Here is a 25,318-nt window from a genome sequence, read left to right as displayed (position 1 = left end):
TGGGGCGGCCTATGGACATGACGTTGCGCAAGCTGCTTGACTTCGTAGTCAGTGCACCATTACGCCGCGGGAAGGGGCGACTGGTGTCCTGGCGACTGCGCGGTAGGTTGGCAGGTAAAGGCCTGTTGGCGTTCTTTTTGTCCATAGGCCGTCATATCTCACCAACGCCATGCGACGTACTACTGATTCATCCCTCACGTAAATCATACGAACAAGGCCGAAAAAGAGCTTTCCTACAGGCATTGCGAGCCAACGGCCTCCACGTAGAGGAGTTTGTCGAAGAATCAGATGGAGTACTGATTCGCGCTCGGCAGTTTGTCAGGCCGCCCCGGCCCGTCCCGTTCCTGCTGTACTGGCATGCTGCGCATGCGGCGTTCTTGCTGCAGCGTTATCAGGCGAAGGTTGTGTTGTCCGAACGAAACGGATGGATAGTTCCAAGCTTCATCAAGGCGTTGCGCACGGAGGGCATGCGCGTGATGCATCTGGCGCATTCCGTGCCGTCTGGGCAGTCCAGTCGCTATGACTATTTCGATTACGACTACTATCTAATGTTTGGCCAAAGTTCCTATAACTATCTGTCTTCGCTTGGCGATGCTTTCGGTGAATGCTGTGCTGTGTATGCGGGGCCGTATTATCTGACAGATCACAAAAAGACCGAGTTGGCCGAGAGTGTTAGCAGGAGGACGCCGCATCTATTGTTTCTCGGTTCTGGTCCAGATTACGAGCATACAGAGTCCTATTTGCAATGTTGCAGATGGGTCGTGAGGTGGCTCGAACAGCATCCAGATGCAAGGTTATCGGTGAAGCTTCATCCCCGTGGGCACGGTTATCCATGGCGGGACTATGCTGAGCGTTCTGAGCGGATCATTTTATTGCCAGCAGGCGAGACGCTCGAGCAATCTGCCGGGAGCTTCGATCTTGTGTTATGTGGGTATACAAACGCCGTCTTGGATGTGGCCCGTGCCAGGGTTCCTTTCGTACTCATTGGGCGGGGCGAGGATTATTTCGCGGTGGAGCGATATGGACTACCTAAATGCGTTGTTGAATCTCAGCTGGCACCCTGTATTGAAGAAGCTCTAGCTGAGCCGGGAAAGGTAAAGGAACGCTTGCTCCAGTTCCTGACCTACCATATTGAGCATCCGGAAAATCCGCTTGGTTCTTTGATTGACCGTGTTCAGGAAGTGACGAACGCTTCGGAGCCTGTTGGCATTCGTTTGTTTGCTCCGAACCGAGGTTGTTAATAATATTTATGAAAGTTTTATTTCTCGGATTAGCTAAGCACCAAATAAGGTACTTCAGCGCCCTTCTTGAAAATTCCGATTTGACAGGCGCCGTCGCTACGCCTGCGACGTTGCCGCTTCCGTCTGCTTTCGGGATACGGCAAGCGCTACTTCGGGTGGAGTGGAGTCGGTTGGTACAGGAAAAGTGCACCGAGAGGGCAATGAAGGGACGTTATCACGGAGCACTATATCGCTTTTTGCTCAAGTTGGAGCTGCTAGTGGTAGCGCTCCGTTTCCATCGGTTGCTGGGTAAGGAGAGGCCCGACGCTGTTGCAATGTGGAATGGTAGCCATCGCTATTGTGCATTGCTCGCGAGCATGTGTGATGCAGGCGTGCTGAGGTTGTATTTCGAAAATGGACTGCTCCCTGGTACTACAACTCTTGATTCACAAGGAGTGAATTATCGCAACTCTGTGCCAAGAGATCCTGAGTTCTATCGGAGCTATGCAAAGCGATACCCTGACAGGCTCCATGGAGCCAAATCGGTGTCGCTAGTTCCAAGAGAAGCAAAGCAGCAAAGTCATTACGTTGAGCTACCTGAAAGCTATATCTTTATCCCGTTCCAAGATGATTGGGACACGCAGATTCGGTTGTTCTCGCCCTGGATACGTAATATGCGAGAACTTTTTGCTTTTGCCGAGCTGGTTGCGCAAAGCAGTGGAACAGTCGTGGTGCTGAAGGAGCATCCATCGAGCCGTGTGAAGTACCCCGACCTCGCCAAGAGTGCCTCAGACCGGGTTTTTTTCGCCAACGGAAATTCGACTCAGGAACTGATAGAAAAAGCGGAATGCATCATTACGGTAAATTCGACGGTCGGCCTCGAGAGCATTCTTCTGGCAAAACCGGTGCTGGTTTTGGGGGAAGCTTTCTATGCAATTGAAGGGGTTGCGGCTAGTGCGCGAAGTGCGGTGGAGGCTGTCTCTTTGCTGAAAAAACTGCCAGCCTGGGCGCTGAGTGAGGAGTTGCAGCGCGCGTTCATTAGCTATCTCCAAGAGGAATACTGCGTGTCTGGCCGATGGCAGGAAGGTGGGGCCGAGCACTATGCGGCGGTAACGAGGAGAATTGAGGCATTGGCCTCATGAGCCTTTCCCGGTCATTTCCTGAGTCCTTGCGAGCACTGCTCGCACTCGGACTATATCTGCAACTGGCCGGGATTTGCTTTATTGCAGATGGCAGTCGTTATGCCACTATTACCAATTTAACGCTGTTTGCACCCGCGCTCGTCGCGCTCTTTTTCTATAGGCGATTACTGCCGTCTTTCGATAAGACGGCGCTCAGCGTGTTGATGGCACTGTGCGCGTGGGTAGCGTTCGTTGCAGTGTTTAACGAGGGGAGCGTTGGCGCGCCGTGGAAATGGCTTCGGTTGCTCCTGAACGCAGGCCTGTATGTGCTAGCCATTGCCCTGGTAATGCAGAACAAGACTCTTTGGCGAGTCCTGCTTCTGGCGGTCGTCTATACGGCGGCGTTCTTTGCATGGCTCAGCCTGTTTCAAGCTCTCCTCATCGATAACTTAGGCTTCGGTTTTAGAGCGTTCAGACTGGATTCTTGGGCTGGCCATAAAGTGGCAGACTTCGAGAATCCGATCGTATCCGCTTTGTACTTTGGTGTTGTAGCAATCGTGGCTCTATGCCTATCGCTGCGCGAGAAAAGTGGGATGAGGTTATTGTGCCTAATTGCGTTTCTTGGAGCCTCGGCGTATTGCTATTTCACCTACTCGCGAGGGGTGTGGGTCGGCCTCTTGGCGGCGGCAATTACTTATCTGGCGGTTTCGCTCACTGCACGACAGTTTCGGATGCTGCTGTGGGGTTTAGCGCCCTTTTGCATTGCAGGAGTTTTTCTTCTTTCAAGCGTGGGCGGGATAGACGCAAGTTATCGAGACGAAATCTTCTGGCAATGGTTGGCGAAGTTTCGCACGTTCTGGTTGTGGGGCGCTGGAGCTGGGGCCGATCCGAATATCTGTATCGAAGTCATCCAGCGCTGTTTCAATCAGGCTCACAGCCTCTACCTGCAGTTCTTCTATGAATATGGGCTTCCCGGCTTGTTGCTTCTGCTATTGTGGATAGTCACTCTGCTTTGGGGTGGGTGGCGCTATCGTTTGGAACAAAGCTCCGCCTCTCTGGGTTTGGCGCTTATGGTTTTTGTTCTCGTTGTTTCGATTGCTAATTACTATGTAATCTTTTTGCGTCCAGGTGTTTTTTGGATCGTTTTCTGGTTGCCGGCGGCAATACTCTTGTACGAAGGTGCAGGTAGCTGTCGGTCGGGGGCTCGATGATGTCAATGTTGAAAGTCATGAAGCGGTACTGGTGCCTAGAGATTTTAGGTGGCAGCCACAAAGATTTTTCGTGGCGCCGGCTAAGGCAGAAGTGCAAAAGAAGCAATCGCTATGCTTATTTATTCTGGTTTCGTGTTGCCTACGTGCTTTATGCTGAAGGCGGTCGTTTCTGGAAGCGACGGGCCAAAATGCTGAACGAGCGAATAAGTCGAAAATACAATGTTGAAATCATGCTTGGCGCAACGGTCGGCGAGGGCTTATGGATTGCACATCCTTCAAGTATTGTAGTTAGCTCATATTCTACGATTGGTAAAAATTTTAAAATCTGGCAGGGTTGCACGATTGGCATAAAGGGCGGTGGCGGAGAAAAACTTATACGGATCGGTGACAATGTGAGCTTGTGTGCGCACTCGTGCATCATTGGAGATAATATCGAGATTGCTAGCGGGGTAACTATCGGTGCGATGAGTTTCGTTAATAAAAGCTTGCCTTCTTCTGGGGTGTATGTGACTACAAAGACTTCTCATTTAAACGCTCAGGTTTGTTGATGATGTGCCTGGTTTGTGGTGCGGTTGTCATCCCGCTTGGCAGTTGCAAACTTTTGCTGAAATTGTGAGGATCAACCAGGGGCTATGTTCCCTGTAAGCGGTGTTCTCCTTCTCGATTTTCGTGCTATTTTTTCCCTTTTAGATATCATGTAAGCTCTCCAGAACCTTTCGTCGCAGTGAACCTCTTGCAACATGACAGTGTGTTTGACTAATTCGTCAAAGTGTTCTTCTGCGACGTAGTCGCATACTACTCGTCTATACAGAATGCCGAATTGTATGCCTAAGGTTTCTAGAAAGTGCTGCGTCGGCGCCAGTATGCAGTTCTCTAAATCAACGATGCGGATGTCGTCGAGGTTATTGGGGTTGATCATGAAATTGGCGATCCAGGGGTCAAGGTGGATAAAGTCGCATTCATGAAGTCTTAGTATCAGTGTTAGAGCTCGGCTTATTAGCTCTTTAGGGTCGTTTCCTTCAGTTGCAAGCCAATGCGTACCATCGACATGCGAAATGAGTTGCTCAGTAATTAAAAAAAATTCCACTATCCAGCCTAGTCTATGGCGGACATATCCGAATCCGAAGATTCTTGCGGAAGGTATGTTGAGATTGTTTGCCTCCATAGAATTTATAAGTTCTTCTAGCGGCCAGTCGTAGCCGGCGCCGTTCTTTTTTGAGCGTTGAATTCCTAGTGTTAAGCGTAGTTTTGATTTCCAGCTATTTAGCGCTGAGCTTTTCAAAAATAATGCATTGGGGCCGTTTGATATTTTTGCCTTGATACGCTGGCTGGAGCAAGTGCGTGCGCTTATCAGTTCATAGATATTATGAGTCAACTCTCTGGAGTGCGAGAGAGACGTATGTAGTGTTAGGCGCTTGGTTCTAGATGTATACGGAAAGCTCTCTGCAAAAACGCTTAGCGTTGCTAGCATTGGCGCCCCTCCCCCTGTAAACTTGGTTTAGATTGATCGGTAAGCATTTATTAGCTGCTCTAGCGGAAAGTCAGCTATTTTTTTTCTTTTTAAGTAAGCTTCTAAGTGGCTAAAGTTTCTTTTCACCAATCTGTTGCTTAACTTGTTTTTATTTTTCCTTAAATCAAGCACGTCGATTAATCCTAGTTTGCTGTCAGGGGTTAGTATTATATTTCCAAGGTGCAGTGAGCGAAAATATATCCCTTTTCGATGAAGACCTTTGATGAAGCTTGCTATTTCTAGAATGTGCGCCTGTAAGCTCTCAGGGTTCCTGTTATAGATCTGCTCCAGCGTTCTACCAGGCAACGGCCGGTAGATGCATCCGGTTAGTCCGATGCGTTTGTTAAGCCAGAAAGTTTCGGTTATTTCCACGGTCGGGATATTGTGCTTACGCAGTAGATCGACATTGCGAGCAAATGTGTTTGCATAGGGGGCAATTCGTGCCAGTAGTGGGTGACGTCGAGTGTAAAAGATCTTTAGGTATGTTCCACTGTCAAGCGCAACGACCTTTGGTCCCCGAGCATCCCGCTCTAGGACCTCCCCTTTAGCCAGCCAGCTTTCTAGTTCCTGCGCTGTTACAATCCGCATCTTGTTCCTCTAGCCAGTCGTATGGGGCTTGCCGAATGGCCAATTCTACCCAGCAATCCAGTGTCACTGTGTATCTGCGATTGCTGCGCTATGTGCTCCCCTATTGGGGGCTGTTTGCGATCAGTCTCGCCGGCTTCCTTCTCTTCGCCTCTACCCAGCCAGCACTGGGCTATATCCTGAAGTTCTTCGTCGACGGACTGAATAATCCAGATGCGAGCTTTTTCGCCCAGGCGCCTTATCTCAACGAGGTGCAGTGGCTGGCCAAGCTGAAGTTGCTGCAGGCCGTGCCGTTGCTAATCATCATGATCGCATTGGTTCAGGGTATCGGCTCGTTTCTCGGAAATTTTTTTCTCGCAAAGGTCTCTTTAGGTTTGGTACACGACCTGCGTCTGGCGCTATTCAACAATATGCTTACGCTGCCCAACCGCTATTTCGATAGCCATAACTCCGGGCATCTGATCTCTCGGATCACCTACAACGTGACCATGGTGACCGGCGCTGCGACCGATGCGATCAAGGTGGTAGTGCGCGAGGGCATGACAGTGATTTTCCTGTTCGCCACGCTGCTGTGGATGAACTGGAAGCTCACTCTAGTGATGCTGGCGATACTGCCAGTGATCGGTTTCATGGTGTCGAGCGCCAGCAAGAAATTCCGAAAGCAGAGCAAGAAGATTCAGCTCGCGATGGGCGACGTGACCCATGTGACTTCGGAAACCATTCAGGGCTACCGAGTGGTTCGCAGCTTCGGTGGCGAGCCCTATGAGCGGAGCCGCTTTTTGGCGGCAAGTTCGGAGAACACCGCAAAGCAGTTGCGTATGGTCAAAACCAACGCGGTTTACACGCCGAGCTTGCAACTGGTCATCTACAGCGCCATGGCAGTGCTGATGTTCCTGGTGTTGCTGCTGCGTGGCGACGCGTCTGCTGGCGATCTGGTGGCCTACATCACCTTGGCTGGGCTGTTGCCCAAGCCGATTCGTCAGCTCTCGGAAGTCAGCTCAACCATCCAGAAGGGCGTGGCCGGCGCAGAGAGCATCTTCGAGCAGCTCGACGAGGAGCCGGAAGTAGATAGGGGGTCGCTCGAGCGCGAAGCCGTCAGTGGTCACCTCAAGGTGCATAACCTTGACTTCGTTTATCCGGGCACAGACAAGCGTGTGCTGCACGACATCAGCTTTACGATTGAGCCTGGGCAGATGGTGGCCTTGGTTGGGCGCTCAGGCAGCGGCAAATCCACGCTAGCAAATCTGATTCCGCGTTTTTACCACCATGAGGCAGGCCAGATACTGCTCGACGGGGCGGATGTCGAGTCGTACACGTTGCGCAATCTGCGCCGGCACATAGCACTAGTGACTCAGCAGGTGACGCTGTTCAACGATACGGTGGCGAATAACATCGCTTACGGCGATCTGGCTGGCGCGCCGCTGGACGACATACGCCGCGCGGCCCGTGATGCCTACGCCGATGAGTTCATCGAGCAGATGCCGGAGGGGTATCAGACCATGGTCGGCGAGAACGGCGTGCTGTTGTCCGGCGGTCAGCGTCAGCGCCTGGCGATTGCTCGTGCATTATTGAAAAACTCGCCGGTGCTGATTCTGGACGAAGCTACCTCGGCGCTGGATACCGAGTCCGAGCGGCACATCCAGGGGGCGCTGGATCATGTCATGCAGGGCCGTACCACGCTGGTCATCGCGCACCGCTTGAGCACCATCGAGAAGGCCGACCAGATTCTAGTGATGGAGCAGGGCCGCATCGTCGAGCGCGGTACCCACGCCGAGCTGCTGGCCGCGAACGGCGCCTACGCCAGGCTCCACGCCACTCAGTTCAAGGACGAAGTGCCCGAAGAGCAGGGATCCTGATGTTTCAGTTCCTGCATAGCTGGCGCGAGCGTGGCTGGCGCGTTATCGACGCATCGACGTATTCCGAGGTCTGGCAGCGCTACGGTGGCAGCGTTGCGACGCACCCTGAGGTCATCGAGCGGCTGGCTGGGCTCGCTGGTATTCCAGTGCGCTATCTGGGCTGGGAAAAGCAAGGTGAGCTGATTGCGGCGGTTCCCTGCTGGGGGCGGCATCTGGCGCTTTCCAAGGATGTGCTGAAGAAGACCGGCAAACGCGGCCTGTTCGATATGGGCAACGCGGAGATCATTCTACCGGTCGCCGACCAGGCCCGTGTGCCGGTCCGTCAGCGCATGCGCTACGTGTCCGAGCTGAATGCTGCTGCGATCAGCACGTTGAGCGGGCAGCCGGAGGGCTTGGCGCTGGCGCGTGAGCCCGAGGAGTACTCGAAGAAGTTCCGCTATAACCAGCGTCGCGAACAGCGTCTGCTGGAAGAGGCCGGTGGTGTGCTGCGTCCGATGCAGGAGTTCACATCAACCGAACAGGCTGCACTCTATGCTGATTTGTTCCAGCGCCGGTGGGGTTTCGAGGCCCCCGGTAAGGGCCGCCTGCAAGAGGTCTTTGCACTACTGCGCGAGTTCATGACCGGCTCGGTGGTCCTGCTTGATGACCTGCCCATCGCCGTCCAGGTGCTTTACCGGGTCGAAGCGCCGAAGTGGGTGTCGATCGAGTACATCAACGGCGGTGTTGATCCGCAACAGCGCAACTTCAGCCCCGGTAGCGTCCTCAGCTTCGTCAATACCCAGGCAGCCTGGGCCGATGCCCGCGCGCTGGGCAAACCGCTGCGTTATTCCTTTGGTCGTGCGGACCGGGAGTACAAGGACCGCTGGTGCAACCGCGTCCCGGTCTACCAGGTGTGAGCCATGAGTGCACGCAAGCAGCAATTGCTTAAACGTCATCGCCAGCACAAGCGCATCGCGCTGCTCACCGCGCTCGTTGCGCTGTTGCTGATTGGAGCGCTGGTCAACTGGTGGCTGATACCGCTGCTGGGAGTTCTCGGCTGGATCGCCCATGAGGCATGGTTCGCTGATCATCTGTTCTACCGGCCGCAGGACGACTACCGCTACGCCTTTCCTGAAGATGCTAAGCGCTACCCGGTGCGCATCGAGGGCGGCCGTCTGGTTCTGCCTGACGGCTTCGACGCTGCAGATACGCTGTTTCTCGAGGTCAATCTGAAGGCCAGCTGGCTAGGGCGCTGGTTCGACCCGCAGGTATGGATTGGTGAGGACCGCCAGGACTTCGAGCGCGGTGTCGCGGGTCGGCGTTACCTCAACCTTTCCGGTCAGCACGAGCTGCTCGTCCAAGGGGGGCTGAGCTTTCGCGGGCGTTTTTGCGAGCTCTCGAACGATGCGACCCTGTACGTGATGCGCAATCCGGACTACGCCGAGCGCCGCATCCTCATCATCGCTCCCCACGCTGACGATGCCGAGCTGGCCGCCTTCGGCTTGTACAGCCGAGCGCGCGACGTCGCCATCGTTACCCTGACTCAGGGCGAGATCGAGGCGAACAACTACCAGCGCCTGGGTTTGGATCTGCCTGCTGCGGCCCGTTTGAAGGGGCGCCTGCGCAGTTGGGACAGCCTTGCGATACCGCTCTGGGGCGGCGTGCCGCAATCGCGTTGCGTGCAGCTCGGCTATTACTGCCTGCAGCTGCCAGCCATGGCCGAGGACCCGGTGCATCCCTTCGGCTCGCGCGAGTCGGGTGAGCGGGACATCCGCAGCGTGCGTCAGCACAATCCTCTGGCCCTACCGGCGGATTTGGATGGTGTGCCAAGCTGGGAAAATCTGCAGGCCGACCTGCGCTCGCTGCTGACACATTTCCGTCCTGAAGTGGTGGTCACGCCGCATCCGGAACTCGATCCGCACTCCGACCATGTCGCTGCCACACGAGCACTCTGTCAGGCGATAGAGGAGGGCGACTGGCTGCCCGACACGCTGCTGCTCTATGCCAACCACCTGCACGACAACGATCGGTGGCCAATGGGTCCGGCTGATGGTGGCATTGCGTTGCCCCCTGCCATCGAGCCGCTGCCGGCGGATCGTCTGTGGAGCCCTCTGCTGGATGCCGACGCGCGGCTGAACAAGGCCATGGCGTTGGCCATGCAGCACGATTTGCAGGGGCCGCTGCCGCTAAAGAAGCGCTTGCGTCGGTTGATCCAGGCGGCGCTTGTCGGCCGACATTGGCCGCTCAGTGGCGAGGACGAGTTTTTCCGCAAGGCGGTGCGCCGCCATGAGCTGTTCTGGGTTCGCCACCTCTAGCAAGGCGCCAGCCCAGGCGGGCTGTTGCGTAGTGCATGTTATGATCGCCGCCGTTTTCTCTTCCTCACCGGAGCCCCCATGAAGTTGTCCATGCCCCGTTTCGACCAAGCCTCTGTCCTGGTGGTTGGCGACGTCATGCTCGATCGTTACTGGCATGGCGGCACGTCGCGGATTTCGCCGGAGGCGCCGGTGCCGGTGGTCAAGGTCGAGCAGGTAGAGGATCGGCCGGGTGGCGCCGCCAACGTGGCTCTTAACATCTCGGCATTAGGTGCGCCGGCCGCACTGGTTGGTGTCACGGGCGTGGATGAAGCCCGCCAAAGCCTGATTGATAGCCTGGCTGCAGCTGGTGTGCAGGCACACTTTCAATCCATCGAGCATCAGCCGACCATCATCAAGCTGCGGGTGATGAGCCGGCACCAGCAACTGTTGCGGATGGACTTCGAAGAGCCGTTCGACACCGATCCGGCCGCGTTGCTGCGCGACGTCGAGCAGCTGTTGCTGGGTGTGAAGGTGCTGATTCTTTCCGACTACGGCAAAGGTGCGCTGCGCAATCACCAGTCGCTGATTCAGGCCGCGCGCAAGCGTGGCATTCCGGTGCTGGCTGACCCTAAAGGGAAGGACTTCGAAATCTATCGCGGCGCTTCGGTTATTACGCCGAACCTCGGTGAGTTCGAGGCCATTGTCGGTCACTGCTCGGACGAGGCCGAACTGGTTGCAAAGGGCGCTGCCCTGATGCACAACCTTGAACTTGGTGCCCTCTTGGTGACCCGCGGCGAGCACGGCATGACCCTGTTGCGTCCCGAGCATTCACCGCTGCACCTGCCGGCCCGCGCACGTGAAGTATTCGATGTCACTGGCGCTGGCGATACGGTGATTTCGACATTGGCGGCGGCCATTGCTGCTGGAGAGGAGCTGCCCCAGGCAGTGGCCCTGGCCAATCTTGCCGCCGGTATCGTGGTCGGCAAGCTGGGCACCGCCTGCATCAGCGCACCGGAACTGCGTCGTGCAGTGCAGCGCGAGGAAGGTTCCGAGCGTGGGGTAATGACGCTCGAGCAGTTGCTCACCGCGATAGAAGATGCGCGCGCCGAAGGCGAGAAGATCGTGTTTACCAATGGCTGTTTCGACATCCTGCACGCCGGGCATGTTACCTATCTGGAGCAAGCCCGCGCTCAAGGGGATCGCTTGATCGTCGCAGTTAACGATGATGGGTCGGTGAGTCGTCTGAAGGGGCCGGGCCGGCCAATCAACTCGGTTGATCGGCGCATGGCGGTGCTGGCTGGGCTCGGCGCGGTCGATTGGGTTGTATCTTTCGCGGAGGACACACCTGAAAATCTGCTCGCCGAGGTCAAGCCGGATGTGCTGGTCAAGGGCGGCGATTACGGTGTCGATCAGGTTGTCGGTGCGGACCTGGTCACGGCCTATGGCGGTGAGGTCAAGGTGTTGGGGTTGGTCGAGAACAGCTCTACTACGGCCATTGTAGAAAAAATCCGCAAGCGATAAGCCTGGCCGCTGCCCAGCCGGCCGGGCTGGGCAGCCTCTCCATGTCAGCTCAACCGGATGCCGCCACGGCGAGGGTCTTGATCCAGTCGCGCCAAGTGATTCGCTCTTCGCGCACCACCCATTCCTCCTGGCCTGCAAAGCTTTCCGACAGCCACAGCCCGCGCGTGCTGGCCGGAACGGGCTGCCCTTTGCGCAGGGTGTACAACGCGGCGGTCGGACGCCCCTGCAGCAGCGGGACCAGATAAAGGTCGGGCCTGCTGCGGGACAACTCTGCGACGAGCTTGCCGTCTTCCAGCCGTTCATCGACATGAAACAGGCCGAGCTCTCGGGTTTCCTTCGGTAGATCGAGGCGCATGTCGTACACCAACTGCAGGGAAGCCGTTGGCAGATGAACATAGGCTCGCGGGCGCTCCATCAAGGTCATCTGGCCGCATTGCACCGGTCTCGCCGAGCCTGAAAGCGAGGCCAGGTTGAAATGCACAGCCTCCCGATAGCGCAGGCTGCCCTCATAGGGAGCCGGTAGCCATGTGTCCCCGAAGCGCCCGGCGAGCCAGCCTTCTGGGGTTTCCAGCAAACATTCTTCAGCAACTTCCTGAATCGCGGTGAGCAGAGGCAGACTGAGTTCGTGGGCCGGTACGTAGCCGGAAATCAGCTTGAGTACCACGTCGCCTCGGTCCTGGCGTTGCTGGCGCACCAGTACCCAGTAATCCTGGCCCTGCCAGCAGATCGTCAGGCGTACCGAGACGCCGAGGTTAGCCAGTTCGATATTGAAGCGGCTCGGATCGTCCACGGCTACCGGTCGGCGACGTTCGAGCATCTCGCTGAAGTTCAGCGGACGCCCAAGGCTCTGGTAGCGCAAGCCTTCCGGGCTGGCTTCGACGAGCAGCGGCAGGGTCTTGAAGGCGGTCGGATTCTTGCGGATCAGTACGCGCGGCATTCGGCTCCTCCTGGCAGTCGGCGGCCGTCTGGCCATTTATTGTTGTTGGGATAAAACGGATGCGGCGGTACGTACGTTAGCTGACAAGTGTTGCGGGTTGATGGTGCCGATGATTGCCGCGCCGACGCCAGGATGACTGAACAACAGCTCGAAGCTGAGCCGTACGGGGTCCTCGTCTGGCTTCAGGCAAACATGGCCGCTGGCGAGCGCCTTCTTGACCAGGATGCCCTTGGCGTTTGCCTGAGCGTAGTCGAGCACTGGCCGTTCGGCCTGCTCGTTGAGGTTGTAGGTCACCATCGCACAGTCGCCCTGCTCAAGGGCAAAAAGGCCGCCTTCGACGGTTTTGCCTGACAGGCCGTAGCCAAGAATCTTCCCCTCGCGCTTGAGCTCGGCGAGGGTTCCGTAAACGCCGCTGTTCTGCAGAATGTCCAGGTCGCGCCCATCCGAATGCACTAACACCAGTTCGATACGGTCGGTCTTTAGCCGCTGGAGGCTGCGCTCGACGGAAAAGCGGGTATGGGCCGGCGAGAAATCGAACTGCGATTGACCGTCGACGAACTCCTCGCCGACCTTGCTGACCACCACCCAATGATCGCGCTGGCCCAGCAACAGCGGGCCCAGGCGCTGTTCGCTGACGCCGTAGGCGGGGGCGGTATCGATCAGATTGATGCCGAGATCCCGTGCCAAATCAAGCAAGTGGCGCGCCTGTGCATCGTCGGGAATACGAAAGCCGCTGGGGTACTTCACGCCCTGATCACGGCCCAGCTTGACCGTGCCCAAGCCCAATGGCGATACATTCAAGCCGGTGCTGCCCAGCCGGCGGTGCAAGGCATGAAGGGTGGTTTCCATCAGACCAACCCTTCCCAGAATGGCCCAGTGACAGCGGGGCGTGGCAGTTCTGGCAGTGGCGTTAAGGGTTGCGGCTGGATGCCGTCGCGGATCAATGCGGCCTCGACCCGATCGGCGAAGTCTGGGGACAGCGCCAGTTTGGTCGGCCAGCCCACCAGCAGGCGCCCCTGTTCGGCGAGGAAGGCGTTATCCGGTCTGGCCAGTGCGGATTGCGCAGGCTCGGCTCGGTCGATGCGCAGCGTGGCCCATTTGGCTGCCGACAGGTCAATCCAGGGAACCAGCTCGGCCAGCTCGTTCTTCGCGGCGGCAATCTGCGACGCTTCATCGCGCGCAACCCCGCCGGCTTCGGCCAGGTCACCGCCCAGATACCACACCCATTCGCCGTCGGCAGCAGGGTGGCTGGTTACCGTAATGCGTGGCTTGGAACCGCCGCCAAGGCAATGTGCATACAGCGGCTTCAATGTCGGCGCCTTGACGATGACCATGTGCAATGGGCGCTTCTGCATCGCAGGCTGAGCGAGGCCCAGCGCACTCAGCAGTTCGGCATTGCCCGCGCCGGCAGTCAGGACAATGCGTTGAGTGCGGATCGAGCGGCCGTCGACAATTAGCCCGGTCAACTCGCCGTTCTCCAGTAGAGGCTCGATTCGCTCGGCTTTCAGCAGGCCTGGGCCCGACAGCTCTGCGAGTCGGCGGATCAGGCTGGGCACGTCCAGTACCAGTTCGCTGAGGCGGTAGACCTTGCCTTTGAAACGCGGATCCTGGAGCGCCGGGGGCAGCTCACCGCCCTTGACCTGGCCGACACGCGACCGGACCGCCTTGCTGGCGAAGAAGCTGGTGAGGTTGCCCGTCAGGGTGCCTGGCGACCATAAATAGTGAGCGTCCGATAGCAGGCGTACACCTGAGAGGTCCAGCTCGCCGCTGCCGGCAAGCGCCTCGCGCCAGCGTCGTGGCATGTCGGCGATGGCTTCCGATGCGCCGGTCAACGCGCCGCTCAATGCGTACTTGGTCCCGCCGTGGATGATGCCCTGAGACTTGACGCTTTGTCCGCCGCCGAGCACACCCTTGTCCACCAGCAGCGTCGAATAGCCCAGTCGGCGTAGGCGTGCGTTCAGCCACAGGCCGGCGACTCCGCCGCCAACGATCAGAACATCGGTGCTCAGTGACTCGGACATGAAGGGACCTCTTGGAGAAATCAGGCGCGCAGTATAACCGCTCACCCATGAACATCAGCCGAACCGGCTCAGTGTCCAGTGCTGCCGGAAAACACCTGGATCACCACCACGCCAGCGACGATCAGCGCCATGCCTAGCACCGCCGGTAGATCGAGCTTCTGCTGATAGATTACTGCTGCGGCGATGCTCACCAAGACGATGCCGAGGCCTGCCCAGATGGCGTAGGCAATGCCCACCGGTATGGTCCTGACCACCAAAGCAAGCATCCAGAATGAGAGGCTGTAGCCCGCGATCACCAGAAACAGCGGTAGCGGGCGACTGAAGCCAGCCAGCGACTTCATGGAGGTGGTGGCAATCACCTCGGCGGTGATAGCGATGGCGAGATAGAAATAGCCAGTCATACGGTCTCCGGTTGCGGGCAGTGCCGGTCTGCGCTGCGTTCATTCGGCTCCCGCGGAACGGGCAAGTTCTGCGCAACGGTAGCGGATTTCGCTTTGCGCTTCGCTGTGGCCGTTGCGTCCGACGCTTTGCTAAGCTCCGCGCCCATGAATCGTGCCCTCTATACCTTGCTGTTTCATCTCGCCTTGCCTCTGGTGTTTGCGCGTCTGTTCTGGCGTGCTCGTCGAGCGCCGGCTTATGGCGCGCGAATCGGCGAGCGCTTCGCTGTAGGGCTTCCGGCGTTCCAGCCGGGTGGCATCTGGGTGCATGCGGTGTCGGTCGGCGAAAGCATTGCTGCGGCGCCGATGATTCGGGCGCTGATGGAGCGCTATCCATTGCTGCCGATCACCGTGACCTGCATGACGCCGACGGGCTCCGAGCGCATCAAGGCGCTGTTCGGCGACAGGGTGCAGCACTGCTATTTGCCCTATGACCTACCGTGGGCGGCGTCGCGATTTCTGCAACGCCTGCAGCCAAAGCTGGCGGTCGTGATGGAAACCGAGTTATGGCCCAACCATATTCATCAATGTGCGCAGCGGGGCATCCCTGTGGCGCTGGCCAACGCGCGCCTGTCCGAGCGTTCAGCACGCGGCTACGCACGCTTCTCCCGACTGACCGCGCCGATGTTGGCCGAACTGAGCCTGATCGCCGTGCAGACCAATGCGGAGGCCGAACGCTTTCGAAAGCTAGGCGCTCGTGAGGATAGCGTGCAGGTCACCGGCTCGATCAAGTTCGACCTGAATATTGATCCGGCGCTGCCCGAGCGCGCCTCGCAACTCCGTCAGCAGTGGGATGCCATGTCGCGACCGATCTGGATCGGTGCCAGCACCCACACGGGTGAAGACGAGATTTTGCTTGCGGCGCATCGATTAATTCTGGCTGAACGCCCCGATGCGCTGTTGATCCTGGTGCCGCGCCATCCTGAGCGCTTTCGCTCGGTGTATGAGCTGTGTGGCAAGCAGGGTTTCAGCACGGTTCGCCGGTCCCTCGCTGAACCGCCGAAGCCCGAGACTCAAGTGGTGCTTGGCGACACCATGGGCGAGTTGCTGTTTCTGTTCGCATTGGCCGATGCCGCTTTCGTCGGTGGCAGCCTGGTGCCTACGGGTGGCCACAACCTGCTGGAGCCAGCCGCGCTGGGCAAGCCCGTGCTGACGGGGCCACATCTGTTCAATTTCCTCGATATCGCCGCACAACTGCGTGATGCAGGCGCACTTGCTGAAGTCAGCAACGCACCTGAGCTGGCATCGGCGATAGAGCTGTTCTGGAACGACTCCGAGCGCGTCGAAAAGGCACGCAGCGCAGGCCTGAAGGTTCTGAAAAACAATCAGGGCGCGCTTGGGCGTTTGCTGGAGGGGTTGGGTGCCTTGCTCAAGTAGCGAGGCGTCAGGCTGTTTGGCCGATTCCGCTCTGCCGGCCACGAGTGTCCGCTAGACCCCGCGCTGAACCGGTTGTAGATCAGGCCCGTTTTGGGGCCCGATCATGGCGTGCCTCGATCCGCCTTAGAGTATTGGGCCGGTTCGCCACGACTAATCGATGCGCACCGGGCGGGCAAAATTCTCGGACAGGTCCGGCGGCAGGAAATCGGTATCCGGGTCGTAGTCGGTTTTCAGATACCGCTGCAGATCTTCCAGATCACCGGGGTTGAGTGTGCCGGCGGCCTGTTTCAGGCGCAGGCTGTCGATGATGTAGTCGTAGCGGGCATTGTTGTAGTCACGCACCGAAGCAAACAGGCGGCGTTGCGTGTCGAGCACATCGACAATATTGCGAGTACCGACCTGATAGCCGATATCGGTGGCTTCTAGCGCGCTCTGGTTGGAAACGATCGATTGCCGCCGCGCCTGCACTTGCTCCACATCGGTATTCACCGCCCGATAGAGGTTGCGCGTGGTCTCGACCACCTGGCGGCGCAGGCTTTCCCGCTGTTGCTCGGTCTGGGTTAGCTGATGGAAGGCTTCGCGGCGCTGAGAGCTGATCAGGCCGCCGCTATAAAGTGGAATGTTCAACTGCAGCCCGATACTGCGCTGCTCGACATCGCCGGTGTAGCGGGGGATGCCGGTCACCGCTTCGCTACCCGTATTGGTGAACCCCAGGCTGTCGTTGTCGCCCTTGCTGTAACGCGCCACGGCGTCGAGTGTTGGTGCATGACCCGAACGGCGCTGGCGTAGGGTTTCCTCGGCCGCGTTAACGGCCTGATTACTGGCCAGCAAATCGAGGTTCTGTTGCGTGGCGGTGTTGACCCAGGCGCTGGCGTCGTTAGGAATGGGCGGCAGCACCGGCAAGCTGTGCTCAATGCCTTCTAGAGCCAGGTATTCGCGGTTGGTCAGGGTAAACAGGGCCTGGAACGCATCGTCCACTTGCCGTTGCGTGAGCAGCCGGTTGGCGCGTGCGGTATCGAAGCCTGCTTGTGCTTCCAGAACATCGGTCCGGTCGGACAAGCCAACTTCGAAGCGCTCATTGGCCTGGTCGAGCTGGCGCTGAAAAGCTGACTCTTCGGCCTTGGCCGCGGCAAGATTATCCTGGGCGCGCAATACGGCAAAGTAGGCTTGCGCGGTCAGGCGAATCAGATCCTGTTCGGCGATTGAATATTCCAGCGCGGCCTGTTCGCTAATGGCCTCAGCCGCCTGTAACTGGAACCAGCGCTCGGGGCGAAAGATCGGCTGGCTGAGGGTTGCCTTATAGACGGTGCCGCTGCGTGACAGCGAACGCGAGCCCATGGATGTATCGACATCGGTGCGCGTGTTGCTGAGCTCCGCACCGCCGCTGAGGTTCGGTAGCAAACCGGCACGGGCCTGGGGCACTACTTCCTGGATCGCCTGGAACTGCGCGTGCGCCGCCGCAAGGTCGGCGTTGTTCTCAACGGCCTGTCGGTAGACGCTGACCAGGTCGGTCCGAGCGGAAAGCGGTGGCGCTGTCTGGGCCCAGGTCAGCCCGGACGAGGCGGCGGTCACGGCGAGTGCCAGCGTGAGTCTGCGCAGCATGTGCGTCTTTCCCTGAAGCGAAGTGATGGGCAAGGCTATGCGTGGTCATGCGGGCGGTCAAGGCGCTTGAGCAGGGTGTTCGGGACCTTGTTGGAGGCGATCAGGCAGCAGGGCGGGCGGGGACGGATGTGACCCGACGGTCGCGGCGCTTGCCATCGGCATGGTATTCCCGGTCAGTCTTGATTAGACTCGGCCCCGTTCTTGTCGGGGTGCCTTGAAGCGAAGGCTGAGATCGGAAAGTTCCGGATCCCGTTGAACCTGATCAGGTTAAGGCCTGCGTAGGGAACAAGATGTGCTCGCCAGTCTTTCGGCAAGCTCTCTCGGCGCCAGTTCCGGCGCGCCCGATGCCCTTCATCCGCCGTGTTTTTCAGGTTCGCCCCGACAACTTTCGAGGAGCCAGCCTGATGCGTGCAGAACAACAAAACCTGAGTGAATCAGCCCAGGTCGACCAAGGGTCGATCCAGCCTTTCCCGCGTTCGCAGAAAATCTATGTGCAGGGTTCGCGCCCTGACATCCGCGTGCCGATGCGCGAGATCAGTCTCGACGTAACACCCACGGATTTCGGCGGTGAGATCAACGCGCCGGTGCTGGTGTACGACACCTCCGGTCCCTACACCGATCCGAGCGTGACCATCGATGTGCGTAAAGGCCTGGCCGACGTGCGCTCGGCCTGGATCGATGACCGTGGCGATACCGAACTGCTCGACGGCTTGACCTCGCAATTCGGCCAGCAACGCCTGGCCGATGCCGAGCTGACCAAGATGCGCTTCGCCCATGTGCGCAATCCGCGCCGGGCCAAGCCGGGCAAGAACGTCAGCCAGATGCATTACGCGCGTCAGGGCATCATCACGCCCGAGATGGAATACATCGCCATCCGCGAAAACATGAAGCTGCAGGAAGCGCGCGCCGCCGGCCTGCTCACCGAGCAACATGCCGGGCAGAGCTTCGGGGCTTCGATTCCGAAGGAAATCACCGCCGAGTTCGTGCGTGACGAAGTGGCCCGCGGCCGCGCGATCATCCCCGCCAACATCAACCACACCGAGCTGGAGCCGATGATCATCGGCCGCAACTTCCTGGTGAAAATCAACGGCAATATCGGCAACTCGGCGCTGGGCTCCTCGATTGAAGAAGAAGTCGCCAAGCTGACCTGGGGCATCCGCTGGGGTTCGGACACCGTGATGGACCTGTCGACCGGCAAGCACATCCACGAAACCCGCGAGTGGATCATCCGCAACTCGCCGGTTCCGATCGGTACCGTGCCGATCTACCAGGCTCTGGAGAAGGTCAACGGCGTGGCCGAGGACCTGACCTGGGAGCTGTTCCGCGACACCCTGATTGAACAGGCCGAGCAGGGCGTTGACTACTTCACCATCCATGCCGGTGTGCTGTTGCGCTACGTCCCGCTGACCGCCAAGCGCGTCACCGGCATCGTCAGCCGCGGCGGCTCGATCATGGCCAAATGGTGCCTGGCGCATCACCAGGAGAATTTCCTCTACACCCACTTCGAGGAAATCTGCGAAATCATGAAGGCCTACGACGTCAGCTTCTCGCTGGGCGACGGCCTGCGTCCGGGCTCGATTGCCGATGCCAATGACGCTGCGCAGTTCGGTGAGCTTGAAACGCTCGGTGAGCTGACCAAGATCGCCTGGAAGCACGACGTGCAGTGCATGATCGAAGGCCCTGGCCACGTGCCGATGCAGATGATCAAGGAGAACATGGACAAGCAGCTGGAATGCTGCGATGAGGCGCCGTTCTACACCCTCGGCCCGCTGACCACCGACATCGCGCCCGGCTACGATCACATCACCTCGGGCATCGGTGCGGCCATGATCGGCTGGTTTGGTTGCGCCATGCTCTGTTACGTCACGCCGAAGGAGCACCTCGGCCTGCCGAACAAGGATGACGTTAAGACCGGCATCATCACCTACAAGATTGCCGCCCACGCCGCGGACCTCGCCAAAGGCCATCCGGGCGCGCAGATCCGCGACAACGCCCTGTCCAAGGCGCGCTTTGAATTCCGCTGGGAAGACCAGTTCAACCTCGGCCTGGACCCGGACACCGCACGCGCTTTCCATGACGAGACCCTGCCGAAGGATTCCGCCAAGGTCGCGCATTTCTGCTCCATGTGCGGGCCGAAATTTTGCTCGATGAAGATCACTCAGGAAGTGCGCGAATACGCGTCGCAGAACGGGCTAACCGATGAGCAAAAAGCGATCGAGGCCGGCTTCAAGGAGCAGTCTTCGCGCTTCAAGGACGAAGGCTCGGTGATCTACAAACAGGTGTAGCGGCCGGGTCGCCATCACTCCGGTGGACTGTGTCGTAGGGTGGATCGATGAAGCGTGATCCACCCTGCGACACAGCAGAGTCGGTCCTAACCGCTTGTCGCGGTGCGGTCACGCCGGGGGGCAGCTGCATGGCTCAACTGTAGGGTGGGAAACGGCGGAGCCTTTACACTCATCGACCAACCGGTCCTGCCGAAATGATTCGGCGGCCAACCGGTACCTCTCTATTTGAAGCAGATAAGCCTTCGGCGTCATCCGCTCTTTGGATCGCTGCTGGTATTCCTTTTCGTGAGGCGAAACATCGTGCTCACGGTTGTGCCGGGCAACCGGTTTCTCTGAGATAACAATGTGAACATTCCAGGTCGTTATTCCCCGCATCAGATGATCGCCGCTGAGCACCGTGTATTCGGTGGGCGTGATCTGTTCTCCCTGTGGTTCTCGCTGGGCGTCGGCCTCATGGTGTTGCAACTCGGCGCGTTGCTGGCGCCGGGCCTGGGCATGAGCGGCGCCTTGCTGGCGATCCTCAGCGGCACTGCGGTCGGCGTGATATTGCTCGGGGCGGTTGCGGTGATCGGCAGCGACACAGGATTGTCCTCGATGGCCAATCTGAAGCGCACCCTGGGCGACCGCGGCGCGGTGCTCCCGGCCTTGTTGAATCTGGTTCAGCTGGTCGGCTGGGGCGCGTTCGAGATCATTGTCATGCGCGATGCGGCAAGCGTGCTGTCTGCGCGGGCGTTTGGCGAGCAAAGCGGTTGGGTTAACCCCGCGCTCTGGACGTTGTTCTTCGGTGCGCTGGCGACGCTACTGGCGATCACCGGCCCGCTGACCTTCGTCCGTAAGATTCTGCGCAAATGGGGCATATGGTTGCTGCTCGGTGCCTGCGTCTGGCTGACCTGGAACCTGTTCGACAAGGCCGATCTCCAGGCGCTGTGGGCACGTCAGGGGGACGGCTCGCTGCCGTTTGCGCTGGGCTTCGACATTGCCATCGCTATGCCGCTGTCCTGGCTTCCGCTGATCGCAGACTACTCGCGCTTCGGGAAGGCGGCGCGGCGCGTTTTCGGCGGCACCGTGCTGGGCTTTTTTGTGGGTAACGTCTGGCTGATGAGCCTTGGTGTTGCTTATACCCTGGCGTTCGCCGACAGCGGCGAGGTCAATGCGCTTCTGCTGGCGCTCGCCGGTGCTGGGCTGGGGATCCCGCTGCTATTGATCCTGCTGGACGAGTCGGAGAATGCTTTTGCCGACATCCATTCCGCTGCGGTCTCGGTTGGCCTGCTGCTGCCGTTCAAGGTTGAGCGGCTGGCGCTGGCCATCGGTGCGTTGTGTACCTTGATCGCCTGGTTTGCACCGTTGGCGGAGTACCAGAACTTCCTGCTGCTGATCGGCTCGGTGTTCGCTCCGCTGTTTGGTGTGGTGCTGGTGGATCACTACCTGCTCAGAAGGCGGGGCCGGCTGCAGGTAGCCAGTACGATGTTGCGCTGGGAGACGCTGCTGGCGTGGGGCTGCGGCGCGGCCGTCTACCATTTGCTGGCAAACGCCTGGCCGGAAATTGGTGCCAGCCTGCCGGCACTGTTCCTCTCCGGCGGGTTGCTGCTGGTGTTGAGTCGCTTTGGCGGGGCTACGGCAGGTAGGCCGGTTTCAGTATCCCGCTGAGCTCGCGGTAAGCAATCTCCAGTTCAGGGTGCCCGCTCGAATACGGCGCGATGCTGTAGACGTCATATTTGAGCAGCACCTTGTCTCGTAGCAACGCAATGTTGGCGGTCTGCTGGAAGGGCCATTGGCGGCTGAAAGCGGCGTCGTGCTCGTTGGCTCGCAGCCATTGCTGGTGCGCCTTCGCGGCAACGCGCCAGAAGGCACCTTCCTTTCCGGGCAATACAACATCGGCAAGCTTCAGCTCACGGTACTGCTCTCGGTCGTAATTGATGAAGCCGCGCCCGGGCATTCCGTGAGCGCCGCCGGTGTGTATATAGCTCGAAAGCTCCACCACCAGCAGCGGCCCATGCTGCTCACGCAACTTGGCTTGAAGGTAGCTGCTCCAGCCGGGTTCCGCGTCTTGCAGGAAGGTCTGTTGATAGCCCTCGAGTGACGCCGGGACCTGAGCATCCGGGCTGACTACCGTCATCTCGCGCATCCGCTGGTCGATCAGCGCGTTCAGTGCGGGCTCGTTTTCAAACAGCTGAGTATCTATGTTCACCAAGGGGCAGCTATCGTCTTGCTCAGGGCAGCTGGTCGGACGTTGCTCGCTGAGGATCTGACGAACGTCTACGGGCGGCTCGCCACCGAAGTGTTGGCAGCCACCTATGAGCAGGCTGAACGCTGTTAAGACGATGGCATTGCGAAGTGGCATCAATGGATTGGCTCCTGCGGCGGCTTCAGTGCGGGTTCGAGTGCGTGGGCGGAGCGAAGTTCGAGAATCGCCAGCTGGGCATCTTCCTTCATGCGAGTGGTCTGCAAAGGGCTGCGCCCGAGCAAGCGGCGCGCTAGGATGGCAGCAGAGAGACCGCTCACGCTGTGACGGTTGCAGCCTTTTTCCGGCGCCGGCAGGTGCTGGAACAACCCGATATGTGAGTAGTGCATGAACGATATTTTCAAAGCAGGCGCCGACGATGTCGAGATTATCAGCCGCGAGCGCTGCTTCAGTGGCTTTTACAACCTTGACCGCTTCCGCCTTCGCCATCGTCTGTTCCGAGGGGGCATGGGCGCCGAGATCGAGCGCGAGCTGTTTGTTCGCCACGATGCCGTCTGCGTGCTTCCTTATGATCCTCAGCGCGACGAGGTCGTATTGATCGAGCAGTTTCGTGTCGGCGCCATGGCGCATGGCGACAACCCGTGGTTGGTGGAAACGGTGGCCGGCCTGATCGACAAGGACGAGCAGCCTGAAGAGGTGGCGCGCAGGGAGTCGGTGGAAGAGGCAGGCCTGGAGCTCGGCGAGCTCTGGCCGGTGTCTGTTTACTATCCTTCGCCAGGAGGCAGCACCGAGCGCATACATCTCTACGTCGGTCGCTGCAGCAGTGTTGGCGCCGGCGGCGTGTTCGGGCTGGAAGAGGAGGGTGAAGACATCCGTGCAGCGGTGTGGTCTCTTGATGAAGCATTGGAGGCGCTGCGCGACGGCCGGATCGATAACGCGGCGACGATCATCGCGCTGCAGTGGCTGGCGTTGAACCGCAGCGAGATCAGGGAGGCATGGATATGAGGCGAACCCGCGAGCGATACCGCGTCGACCTGCTGGAACTTCAGGCGGCCTGCGAGGCAAATTATCTGCGTCTGATGCGTTTGCTTCCGGAGATGCGCAACCGCCCGGACACGCGCCGGATCGCCATGAGCCAAGGGGACCGACTGCTCGGCGTGCTGGTGCTGACTGTCACCGAGAGCTGCCCCTACACCACCACCGTTCAGATCAGTCAGCAGGACTGTCTGCCCTGGTTGCCAGTGCCGCAGATGGACGTGCGTGTCTACCATGATGCGCGTATGGCTGAAGTGATTGGCGCCGAGAACGCCCGGCGTTTTCGCGGCATCTATAGCTATCCCAACGCGCAAATGCATCAGCCCGATGAAAAAAATCAGCTCAACCTGTTCCTCGGGGAGTGGCTCGGTCACTGCCTGGCCTGCGGTCATGAGCTGGAGTCTGTGCTTTAAGCGGAACAGCGCGCGTCTGAGGTGGTGCTGGCGTTGTGCTATTGATTCCGTGATGCTCCCAAGCGGTTCTGTGATGCATGCCCGCATCGCGCGGTTTACCCCTGCAACTCCCAGCCACCATAATTCTTCTGCGATTTCGCCAAAGGAGACGGGTCTTGGCTGCTGCGCCGCTCACTGTTGAAAACGACTCGGTATTGCTCGTACAACTGACCGATAGTCACCTGTTCGCCGAAGCAGGCGGCAAGCTATTGGGGATGGATACGGCTGAGAGTCTGCAGCGCGTCGTCGATCTGGTTCTCGATGAGCAGCCGCGTATCGACCTGATGTTGGCGACCGGCGACCTTTCGCAGGACGGCTCCCTTGCCTCCTATAAGCGGTTTCGCCAGTTGTCCGAGCGTATCGACGCGCCGGTTCGCTGGTGTCCAGGCAACCATGACGAGTTGGTCCCGATGCAAGAGGCGACCCGTGGCAGCGATATGATGGCGCCAGTGCTTGATATCGGTGCGTGGCGGGTCGTCATGCTCGATACGCTGGTGCCGGGCGCGGTCTTCGGCATGCTCAGTGACGAGCAATTGGCCTTGCTGGAGCGAACCCTGCAGCAGGCACCGGACCGACCGCATCTGGTCTGCCTGCACCATCACCCGGTCTCGATTGGCAGCCGCTGGATGGACAGTATCGGACTGCACAACCGTGAGGCTCTGTTCGAAGTGCTTGACCGTTTCAGCTGCGTCAAAGCGCTGCTCTGGGGGCACATTCATCAGGCGTTCGATAGCGAACGCCGCGGTGTTCGCCTGCTAGCCACTCCCTCTACCGGTGTGCAGTTCGCGCCCGGCAGCGAAGACTTTCAAGTCGATACGCTTGCGCCCGGCTACCGCTGGTTGCGGCTGTACGCTGACGGCTCGCTCGATACCGGTGTTTCGCGAGTGGTTGGCATCGACTTCGTAGTCGATTACTGCGTCAAAGGGTATTGATCGTCGCAGGTCTGTGTAGGTGTTGGCGCTGACCCATTCCCGCACTGATTGGTCTCGGCCTTCCCTGGCGGCTTGCAGCGTGCGCGCCTCGCCTTGTAGCCTTCCCATCCTTTGTCAGCCCAGCGAATCAGCATGCCTCGCGTACAGCCCACCATTCTCTATATGCATGGCCTCAACAGCTCACCGTTGTCGCATAAGGCCAGCCTGCTGACAGCGGCGCTGGGTCGGCTGGGCCGGACTGACTCGCTGCAGGTGCCGGCGTTGCATCATCATCCACGACAGGCCATTACGCAGCTTGAGACGGCGATTGCAGAGCTGGGGCGGCCGCTGCTGGTCGGCAGCTCCCTCGGCGGATACTATGCAACGCATCTCGCCGAACGACACGGCCTCAAGGCCCTGCTGATCAATCCGGCCGTTACGCCTCATTGCCGTTTCGATGGTTATCTCGGACCCCAGACCAACCTCTACAGCGGCGAGGTCTGGGATCTGACCGAAAACCATGTCACGGCACTGGCCGAGCTGGAGGTGCCATCGCCGCAAGATGCCGAGCGCTACCAGGTCTGGTTGCAGACAGGTGACGAAACGCTGGATTACCGCCATGCGGCTGATTACTACAGGGGCTGTGCGGTGCGCATCCAGGCCGGTGGCGATCATGGTTTCAAGGGGTTTGCCGAGCGGCTTCCTGCCTTGCTGGCGTTTGCCGGCTTCGATCCGGCCCTGTTTGCAGACGTCGATTTTTCCGATTTATAAGGACATCACGA

Annotated in this window: 24 protein-coding genes and 1 riboswitch; of the genes, 15 read left to right on the top strand and 9 right to left on the bottom strand. The window is 59.0% G+C overall.

What is annotated here, in order from left to right; all coding sequences use genetic code 11:
• Window positions 1-11 precede the first annotated feature (11 nt).
• The 4 genes from CXK96_RS16540 to CXK96_RS16525 all read left to right on the top strand — a co-directional run bounded on the left by CXK96_RS16540 (window position 12) and on the right by CXK96_RS16525 (window position 4,100).
• Window positions 12-1,241: a hypothetical protein gene (locus CXK96_RS16540; protein ID WP_256061700.1), complete on the top strand. Its 1,230-nt coding sequence runs from the start codon at window positions 12-14 to the stop codon at window positions 1,239-1,241.
• Between the two features lie 200 nt (window positions 1,242-1,441).
• Window positions 1,442-2,362 (top strand): capsular biosynthesis protein, encoded by a 921-nt coding sequence (locus tag CXK96_RS16535; RefSeq protein ID WP_256061701.1) that lies wholly within the window; start codon window positions 1,442-1,444, stop codon window positions 2,360-2,362.
• A complete protein-coding gene (locus CXK96_RS16530; protein WP_102837524.1) occupies window positions 2,359-3,552 on the top strand; it encodes an O-antigen ligase family protein in 1,194 nt (397 codons plus the stop codon). The genes CXK96_RS16535 and CXK96_RS16530 overlap by 4 nt, the downstream gene beginning before the upstream one ends.
• A 5-nt stretch (window positions 3,553-3,557) precedes the next feature.
• A complete protein-coding gene (locus CXK96_RS16525) occupies window positions 3,558-4,100 on the top strand; it encodes a serine acetyltransferase (RefSeq protein WP_256061702.1) in 543 nt (180 codons plus the stop codon).
• 71 nt (window positions 4,101-4,171) lie between these two features.
• Here the strand turns inward: CXK96_RS16525 and CXK96_RS20665 are convergent, their stop codons facing one another.
• Complete coding sequence (locus CXK96_RS20665; protein ID WP_146030710.1) at window positions 4,172-5,023, bottom strand: hypothetical protein; 852 nt, start codon at window positions 5,021-5,023, stop codon at window positions 4,172-4,174.
• A 27-nt stretch (window positions 5,024-5,050) separates the two neighbouring features.
• A complete protein-coding gene (locus CXK96_RS16515) occupies window positions 5,051-5,650 on the bottom strand; it encodes a lipopolysaccharide kinase InaA family protein (protein WP_102837521.1) in 600 nt (199 codons plus the stop codon).
• 35 nt (window positions 5,651-5,685) lie between these two features.
• Here CXK96_RS16515 and msbA point away from each other — a divergent pair, with 35 nt between their 5' ends.
• From msbA to hldE, 4 genes are all read left to right on the top strand, one after another.
• Window positions 5,686-7,503 (top strand): lipid A export permease/ATP-binding protein MsbA, encoded by a 1,818-nt coding sequence (msbA, locus tag CXK96_RS16510; RefSeq protein ID WP_102837520.1) that lies wholly within the window; start codon window positions 5,686-5,688, stop codon window positions 7,501-7,503.
• Window positions 7,503-8,399, top strand: coding sequence for a GNAT family N-acetyltransferase (locus tag CXK96_RS16505; RefSeq protein ID WP_102837519.1), 897 nt, complete (start codon window positions 7,503-7,505; stop codon window positions 8,397-8,399). The genes msbA and CXK96_RS16505 overlap by 1 nt, the downstream gene beginning before the upstream one ends.
• Before the next feature lie 3 nt (window positions 8,400-8,402).
• Window positions 8,403-9,797 (top strand): PIG-L deacetylase family protein, encoded by a 1,395-nt coding sequence (locus CXK96_RS16500; RefSeq protein ID WP_102837518.1) that lies wholly within the window; start codon window positions 8,403-8,405, stop codon window positions 9,795-9,797.
• A gap of 78 nt (window positions 9,798-9,875) precedes the next feature.
• Window positions 9,876-11,297: a bifunctional D-glycero-beta-D-manno-heptose-7-phosphate kinase/D-glycero-beta-D-manno-heptose 1-phosphate adenylyltransferase HldE gene (gene hldE / locus CXK96_RS16495; protein WP_102837517.1), complete on the top strand. Its 1,422-nt coding sequence runs from the start codon at window positions 9,876-9,878 to the stop codon at window positions 11,295-11,297.
• Between the two features lie 49 nt (window positions 11,298-11,346).
• Here hldE and CXK96_RS16490 read toward each other — a convergent pair whose 3' ends face one another.
• The 4 genes from CXK96_RS16490 to CXK96_RS16475 form a co-directional block, all read right to left on the bottom strand.
• Window positions 11,347-12,234, bottom strand: coding sequence for a metal ABC transporter ATPase (locus CXK96_RS16490; RefSeq protein ID WP_102837516.1), 888 nt, complete (start codon window positions 12,232-12,234; stop codon window positions 11,347-11,349).
• A gap of 36 nt (window positions 12,235-12,270) precedes the next feature.
• Window positions 12,271-13,083, bottom strand: a complete 813-nt coding sequence (locus CXK96_RS16485; RefSeq protein ID WP_102837515.1) for an aldo/keto reductase — start codon at window positions 13,081-13,083, stop codon at window positions 12,271-12,273.
• Window positions 13,083-14,255: an NAD(P)/FAD-dependent oxidoreductase gene (locus CXK96_RS16480; protein ID WP_102837514.1), complete on the bottom strand. Its 1,173-nt coding sequence runs from the start codon at window positions 14,253-14,255 to the stop codon at window positions 13,083-13,085. The genes CXK96_RS16485 and CXK96_RS16480 overlap by 1 nt, the downstream gene beginning before the upstream one ends.
• 68 nt (window positions 14,256-14,323) lie before the next feature.
• The gene (locus CXK96_RS16475) at window positions 14,324-14,656 is read right to left on the bottom strand and encodes a DMT family transporter (protein ID WP_102837513.1); all 333 of its coding nucleotides are present in this window, start codon (window positions 14,654-14,656) and stop codon (window positions 14,324-14,326) included.
• Window positions 14,657-14,800: 144 nt separating this feature from the next.
• Here CXK96_RS16475 and waaA point away from each other — a divergent pair, with 144 nt between their 5' ends.
• Window positions 14,801-16,069: a lipid IV(A) 3-deoxy-D-manno-octulosonic acid transferase gene (waaA, locus tag CXK96_RS16470; protein WP_102837512.1), complete on the top strand. Its 1,269-nt coding sequence runs from the start codon at window positions 14,801-14,803 to the stop codon at window positions 16,067-16,069.
• A gap of 150 nt (window positions 16,070-16,219) precedes the next feature.
• Here the strand turns inward: waaA and CXK96_RS16465 are convergent, their stop codons facing one another.
• Window positions 16,220-17,671 (bottom strand): TolC family outer membrane protein, encoded by a 1,452-nt coding sequence (locus CXK96_RS16465; protein WP_102837511.1) that lies wholly within the window; start codon window positions 17,669-17,671, stop codon window positions 16,220-16,222.
• Window positions 17,672-17,866: 195 nt separating this feature from the next.
• Window positions 17,867-17,973: riboswitch (TPP riboswitch) on the top strand.
• Window positions 17,974-18,075: 102 nt separating this feature from the next.
• On the opposite strand from CXK96_RS16465, the gene thiC reads away from it, so the two are divergent.
• Window positions 18,076-19,956: a phosphomethylpyrimidine synthase ThiC gene (thiC, locus tag CXK96_RS16460; RefSeq protein ID WP_102837564.1), complete on the top strand. Its 1,881-nt coding sequence runs from the start codon at window positions 18,076-18,078 to the stop codon at window positions 19,954-19,956.
• A 378-nt stretch (window positions 19,957-20,334) separates the two neighbouring features.
• Window positions 20,335-21,603: a putative hydroxymethylpyrimidine transporter CytX gene (cytX, locus tag CXK96_RS16455; protein WP_200640687.1), complete on the top strand. Its 1,269-nt coding sequence runs from the start codon at window positions 20,335-20,337 to the stop codon at window positions 21,601-21,603.
• Here cytX and CXK96_RS16450 read toward each other — a convergent pair.
• Both CXK96_RS16450 and CXK96_RS16445 read right to left on the bottom strand, forming a co-directional pair.
• Window positions 21,569-22,297: an RsiV family protein gene (locus CXK96_RS16450; RefSeq protein ID WP_102837509.1), complete on the bottom strand. Its 729-nt coding sequence runs from the start codon at window positions 22,295-22,297 to the stop codon at window positions 21,569-21,571. The two genes, cytX and CXK96_RS16450, sit on opposite strands and share 35 nt — an antisense overlap.
• Window positions 22,297-22,527 carry a hypothetical protein gene (locus tag CXK96_RS16445; protein ID WP_102837508.1) on the bottom strand — a complete coding sequence of 77 codons (231 nt, stop codon included), beginning with the start codon at window positions 22,525-22,527 and terminating at the stop codon, window positions 22,297-22,299. Before CXK96_RS16445 ends, CXK96_RS16450 begins: the two co-directional genes overlap by 1 nt.
• Between CXK96_RS16445 and CXK96_RS16440 the strand changes: the two genes are divergently transcribed.
• The 4 genes from CXK96_RS16440 (at window position 22,526) to CXK96_RS16425 (ending at window position 25,307) form a co-directional block, all read left to right on the top strand.
• Window positions 22,526-23,143, top strand: a complete 618-nt coding sequence (locus CXK96_RS16440) for an NUDIX domain-containing protein (protein WP_102837507.1) — start codon at window positions 22,526-22,528, stop codon at window positions 23,141-23,143. The genes CXK96_RS16445 and CXK96_RS16440 overlap by 2 nt on opposite strands.
• On the top strand, window positions 23,140-23,586 hold the full coding sequence (locus CXK96_RS16435; protein WP_102837506.1) for a DUF1249 domain-containing protein: 447 nt from the start codon (window positions 23,140-23,142) through the stop codon (window positions 23,584-23,586). The genes CXK96_RS16440 and CXK96_RS16435 overlap by 4 nt, the downstream gene beginning before the upstream one ends.
• Window positions 23,587-23,741: 155 nt before the next feature.
• Window positions 23,742-24,557 carry a 3',5'-cyclic-AMP phosphodiesterase gene (gene cpdA / locus CXK96_RS16430; protein ID WP_102837505.1) on the top strand — a complete coding sequence of 272 codons (816 nt, stop codon included), beginning with the start codon at window positions 23,742-23,744 and terminating at the stop codon, window positions 24,555-24,557.
• Window positions 24,558-24,689: 132 nt separating this feature from the next.
• Window positions 24,690-25,307 (top strand): YqiA/YcfP family alpha/beta fold hydrolase, encoded by a 618-nt coding sequence (locus tag CXK96_RS16425; RefSeq protein ID WP_102837504.1) that lies wholly within the window; start codon window positions 24,690-24,692, stop codon window positions 25,305-25,307.
• The last annotated feature ends 11 nt before the right edge of the window (window positions 25,308-25,318 follow it).

The sequence above is a fragment of the Stutzerimonas stutzeri genome, assembly GCF_002890895.1.
Classification (GTDB): Bacteria; Pseudomonadota; Gammaproteobacteria; order Pseudomonadales; family Pseudomonadaceae; genus Stutzerimonas; species Stutzerimonas stutzeri_AB.
Note: the sequence above shows the minus strand (reverse complement) of the source record. Positions and strands in the feature narration are given on the sequence as shown.

What these genes read in the sequence shown, in the direction of transcription:
- msbA (WP_102837520.1), top strand. Translation starts at nt 5,686, where the DNA reads ATGGCCAATTCTACCCAGCAATCCAGTGTCACTGTGTATCTGCGATTG.
- CXK96_RS16490 (WP_102837516.1), bottom strand. Translation starts at nt 12,234, where the DNA reads ATGCCGCGCGTACTGATCCGCAAGAATCCGACCGCCTTCAAGACCCTG.
- CXK96_RS16445 (WP_102837508.1), bottom strand. Translation starts at nt 22,527, where the DNA reads ATGCACTACTCACATATCGGGTTGTTCCAGCACCTGCCGGCGCCGGAA.
- CXK96_RS16475 (WP_102837513.1), bottom strand. Translation starts at nt 14,656, where the DNA reads ATGACTGGCTATTTCTATCTCGCCATCGCTATCACCGCCGAGGTGATT.
- cytX (WP_200640687.1), top strand. Translation starts at nt 20,335, where the DNA reads ATGATCGCCGCTGAGCACCGTGTATTCGGTGGGCGTGATCTGTTCTCC.
- CXK96_RS16540 (WP_256061700.1), top strand. Translation starts at nt 12, where the DNA reads ATGGACATGACGTTGCGCAAGCTGCTTGACTTCGTAGTCAGTGCACCA.
- waaA (WP_102837512.1), top strand. Translation starts at nt 14,801, where the DNA reads ATGAATCGTGCCCTCTATACCTTGCTGTTTCATCTCGCCTTGCCTCTG.
- CXK96_RS20665 (WP_146030710.1), bottom strand. Translation starts at nt 5,023, where the DNA reads ATGCTAGCAACGCTAAGCGTTTTTGCAGAGAGCTTTCCGTATACATCT.
- CXK96_RS16530 (WP_102837524.1), top strand. Translation starts at nt 2,359, where the DNA reads ATGAGCCTTTCCCGGTCATTTCCTGAGTCCTTGCGAGCACTGCTCGCA.
- CXK96_RS16465 (WP_102837511.1), bottom strand. Translation starts at nt 17,671, where the DNA reads ATGCTGCGCAGACTCACGCTGGCACTCGCCGTGACCGCCGCCTCGTCC.
- CXK96_RS16485 (WP_102837515.1), bottom strand. Translation starts at nt 13,083, where the DNA reads ATGGAAACCACCCTTCATGCCTTGCACCGCCGGCTGGGCAGCACCGGC.
- CXK96_RS16515 (WP_102837521.1), bottom strand. Translation starts at nt 5,650, where the DNA reads ATGCGGATTGTAACAGCGCAGGAACTAGAAAGCTGGCTGGCTAAAGGG.
- CXK96_RS16435 (WP_102837506.1), top strand. Translation starts at nt 23,140, where the DNA reads ATGAGGCGAACCCGCGAGCGATACCGCGTCGACCTGCTGGAACTTCAG.
- CXK96_RS16535 (WP_256061701.1), top strand. Translation starts at nt 1,442, where the DNA reads ATGAAGGGACGTTATCACGGAGCACTATATCGCTTTTTGCTCAAGTTG.
- hldE (WP_102837517.1), top strand. Translation starts at nt 9,876, where the DNA reads ATGAAGTTGTCCATGCCCCGTTTCGACCAAGCCTCTGTCCTGGTGGTT.
- CXK96_RS16440 (WP_102837507.1), top strand. Translation starts at nt 22,526, where the DNA reads ATGAACGATATTTTCAAAGCAGGCGCCGACGATGTCGAGATTATCAGC.
- CXK96_RS16505 (WP_102837519.1), top strand. Translation starts at nt 7,503, where the DNA reads ATGTTTCAGTTCCTGCATAGCTGGCGCGAGCGTGGCTGGCGCGTTATC.
- CXK96_RS16525 (WP_256061702.1), top strand. Translation starts at nt 3,558, where the DNA reads ATGTTGAAAGTCATGAAGCGGTACTGGTGCCTAGAGATTTTAGGTGGC.
- CXK96_RS16450 (WP_102837509.1), bottom strand. Translation starts at nt 22,297, where the DNA reads ATGCCACTTCGCAATGCCATCGTCTTAACAGCGTTCAGCCTGCTCATA.
- CXK96_RS16425 (WP_102837504.1), top strand. Translation starts at nt 24,690, where the DNA reads ATGCCTCGCGTACAGCCCACCATTCTCTATATGCATGGCCTCAACAGC.
- thiC (WP_102837564.1), top strand. Translation starts at nt 18,076, where the DNA reads ATGCGTGCAGAACAACAAAACCTGAGTGAATCAGCCCAGGTCGACCAA.
- CXK96_RS16480 (WP_102837514.1), bottom strand. Translation starts at nt 14,255, where the DNA reads ATGTCCGAGTCACTGAGCACCGATGTTCTGATCGTTGGCGGCGGAGTC.
- CXK96_RS16500 (WP_102837518.1), top strand. Translation starts at nt 8,403, where the DNA reads ATGAGTGCACGCAAGCAGCAATTGCTTAAACGTCATCGCCAGCACAAG.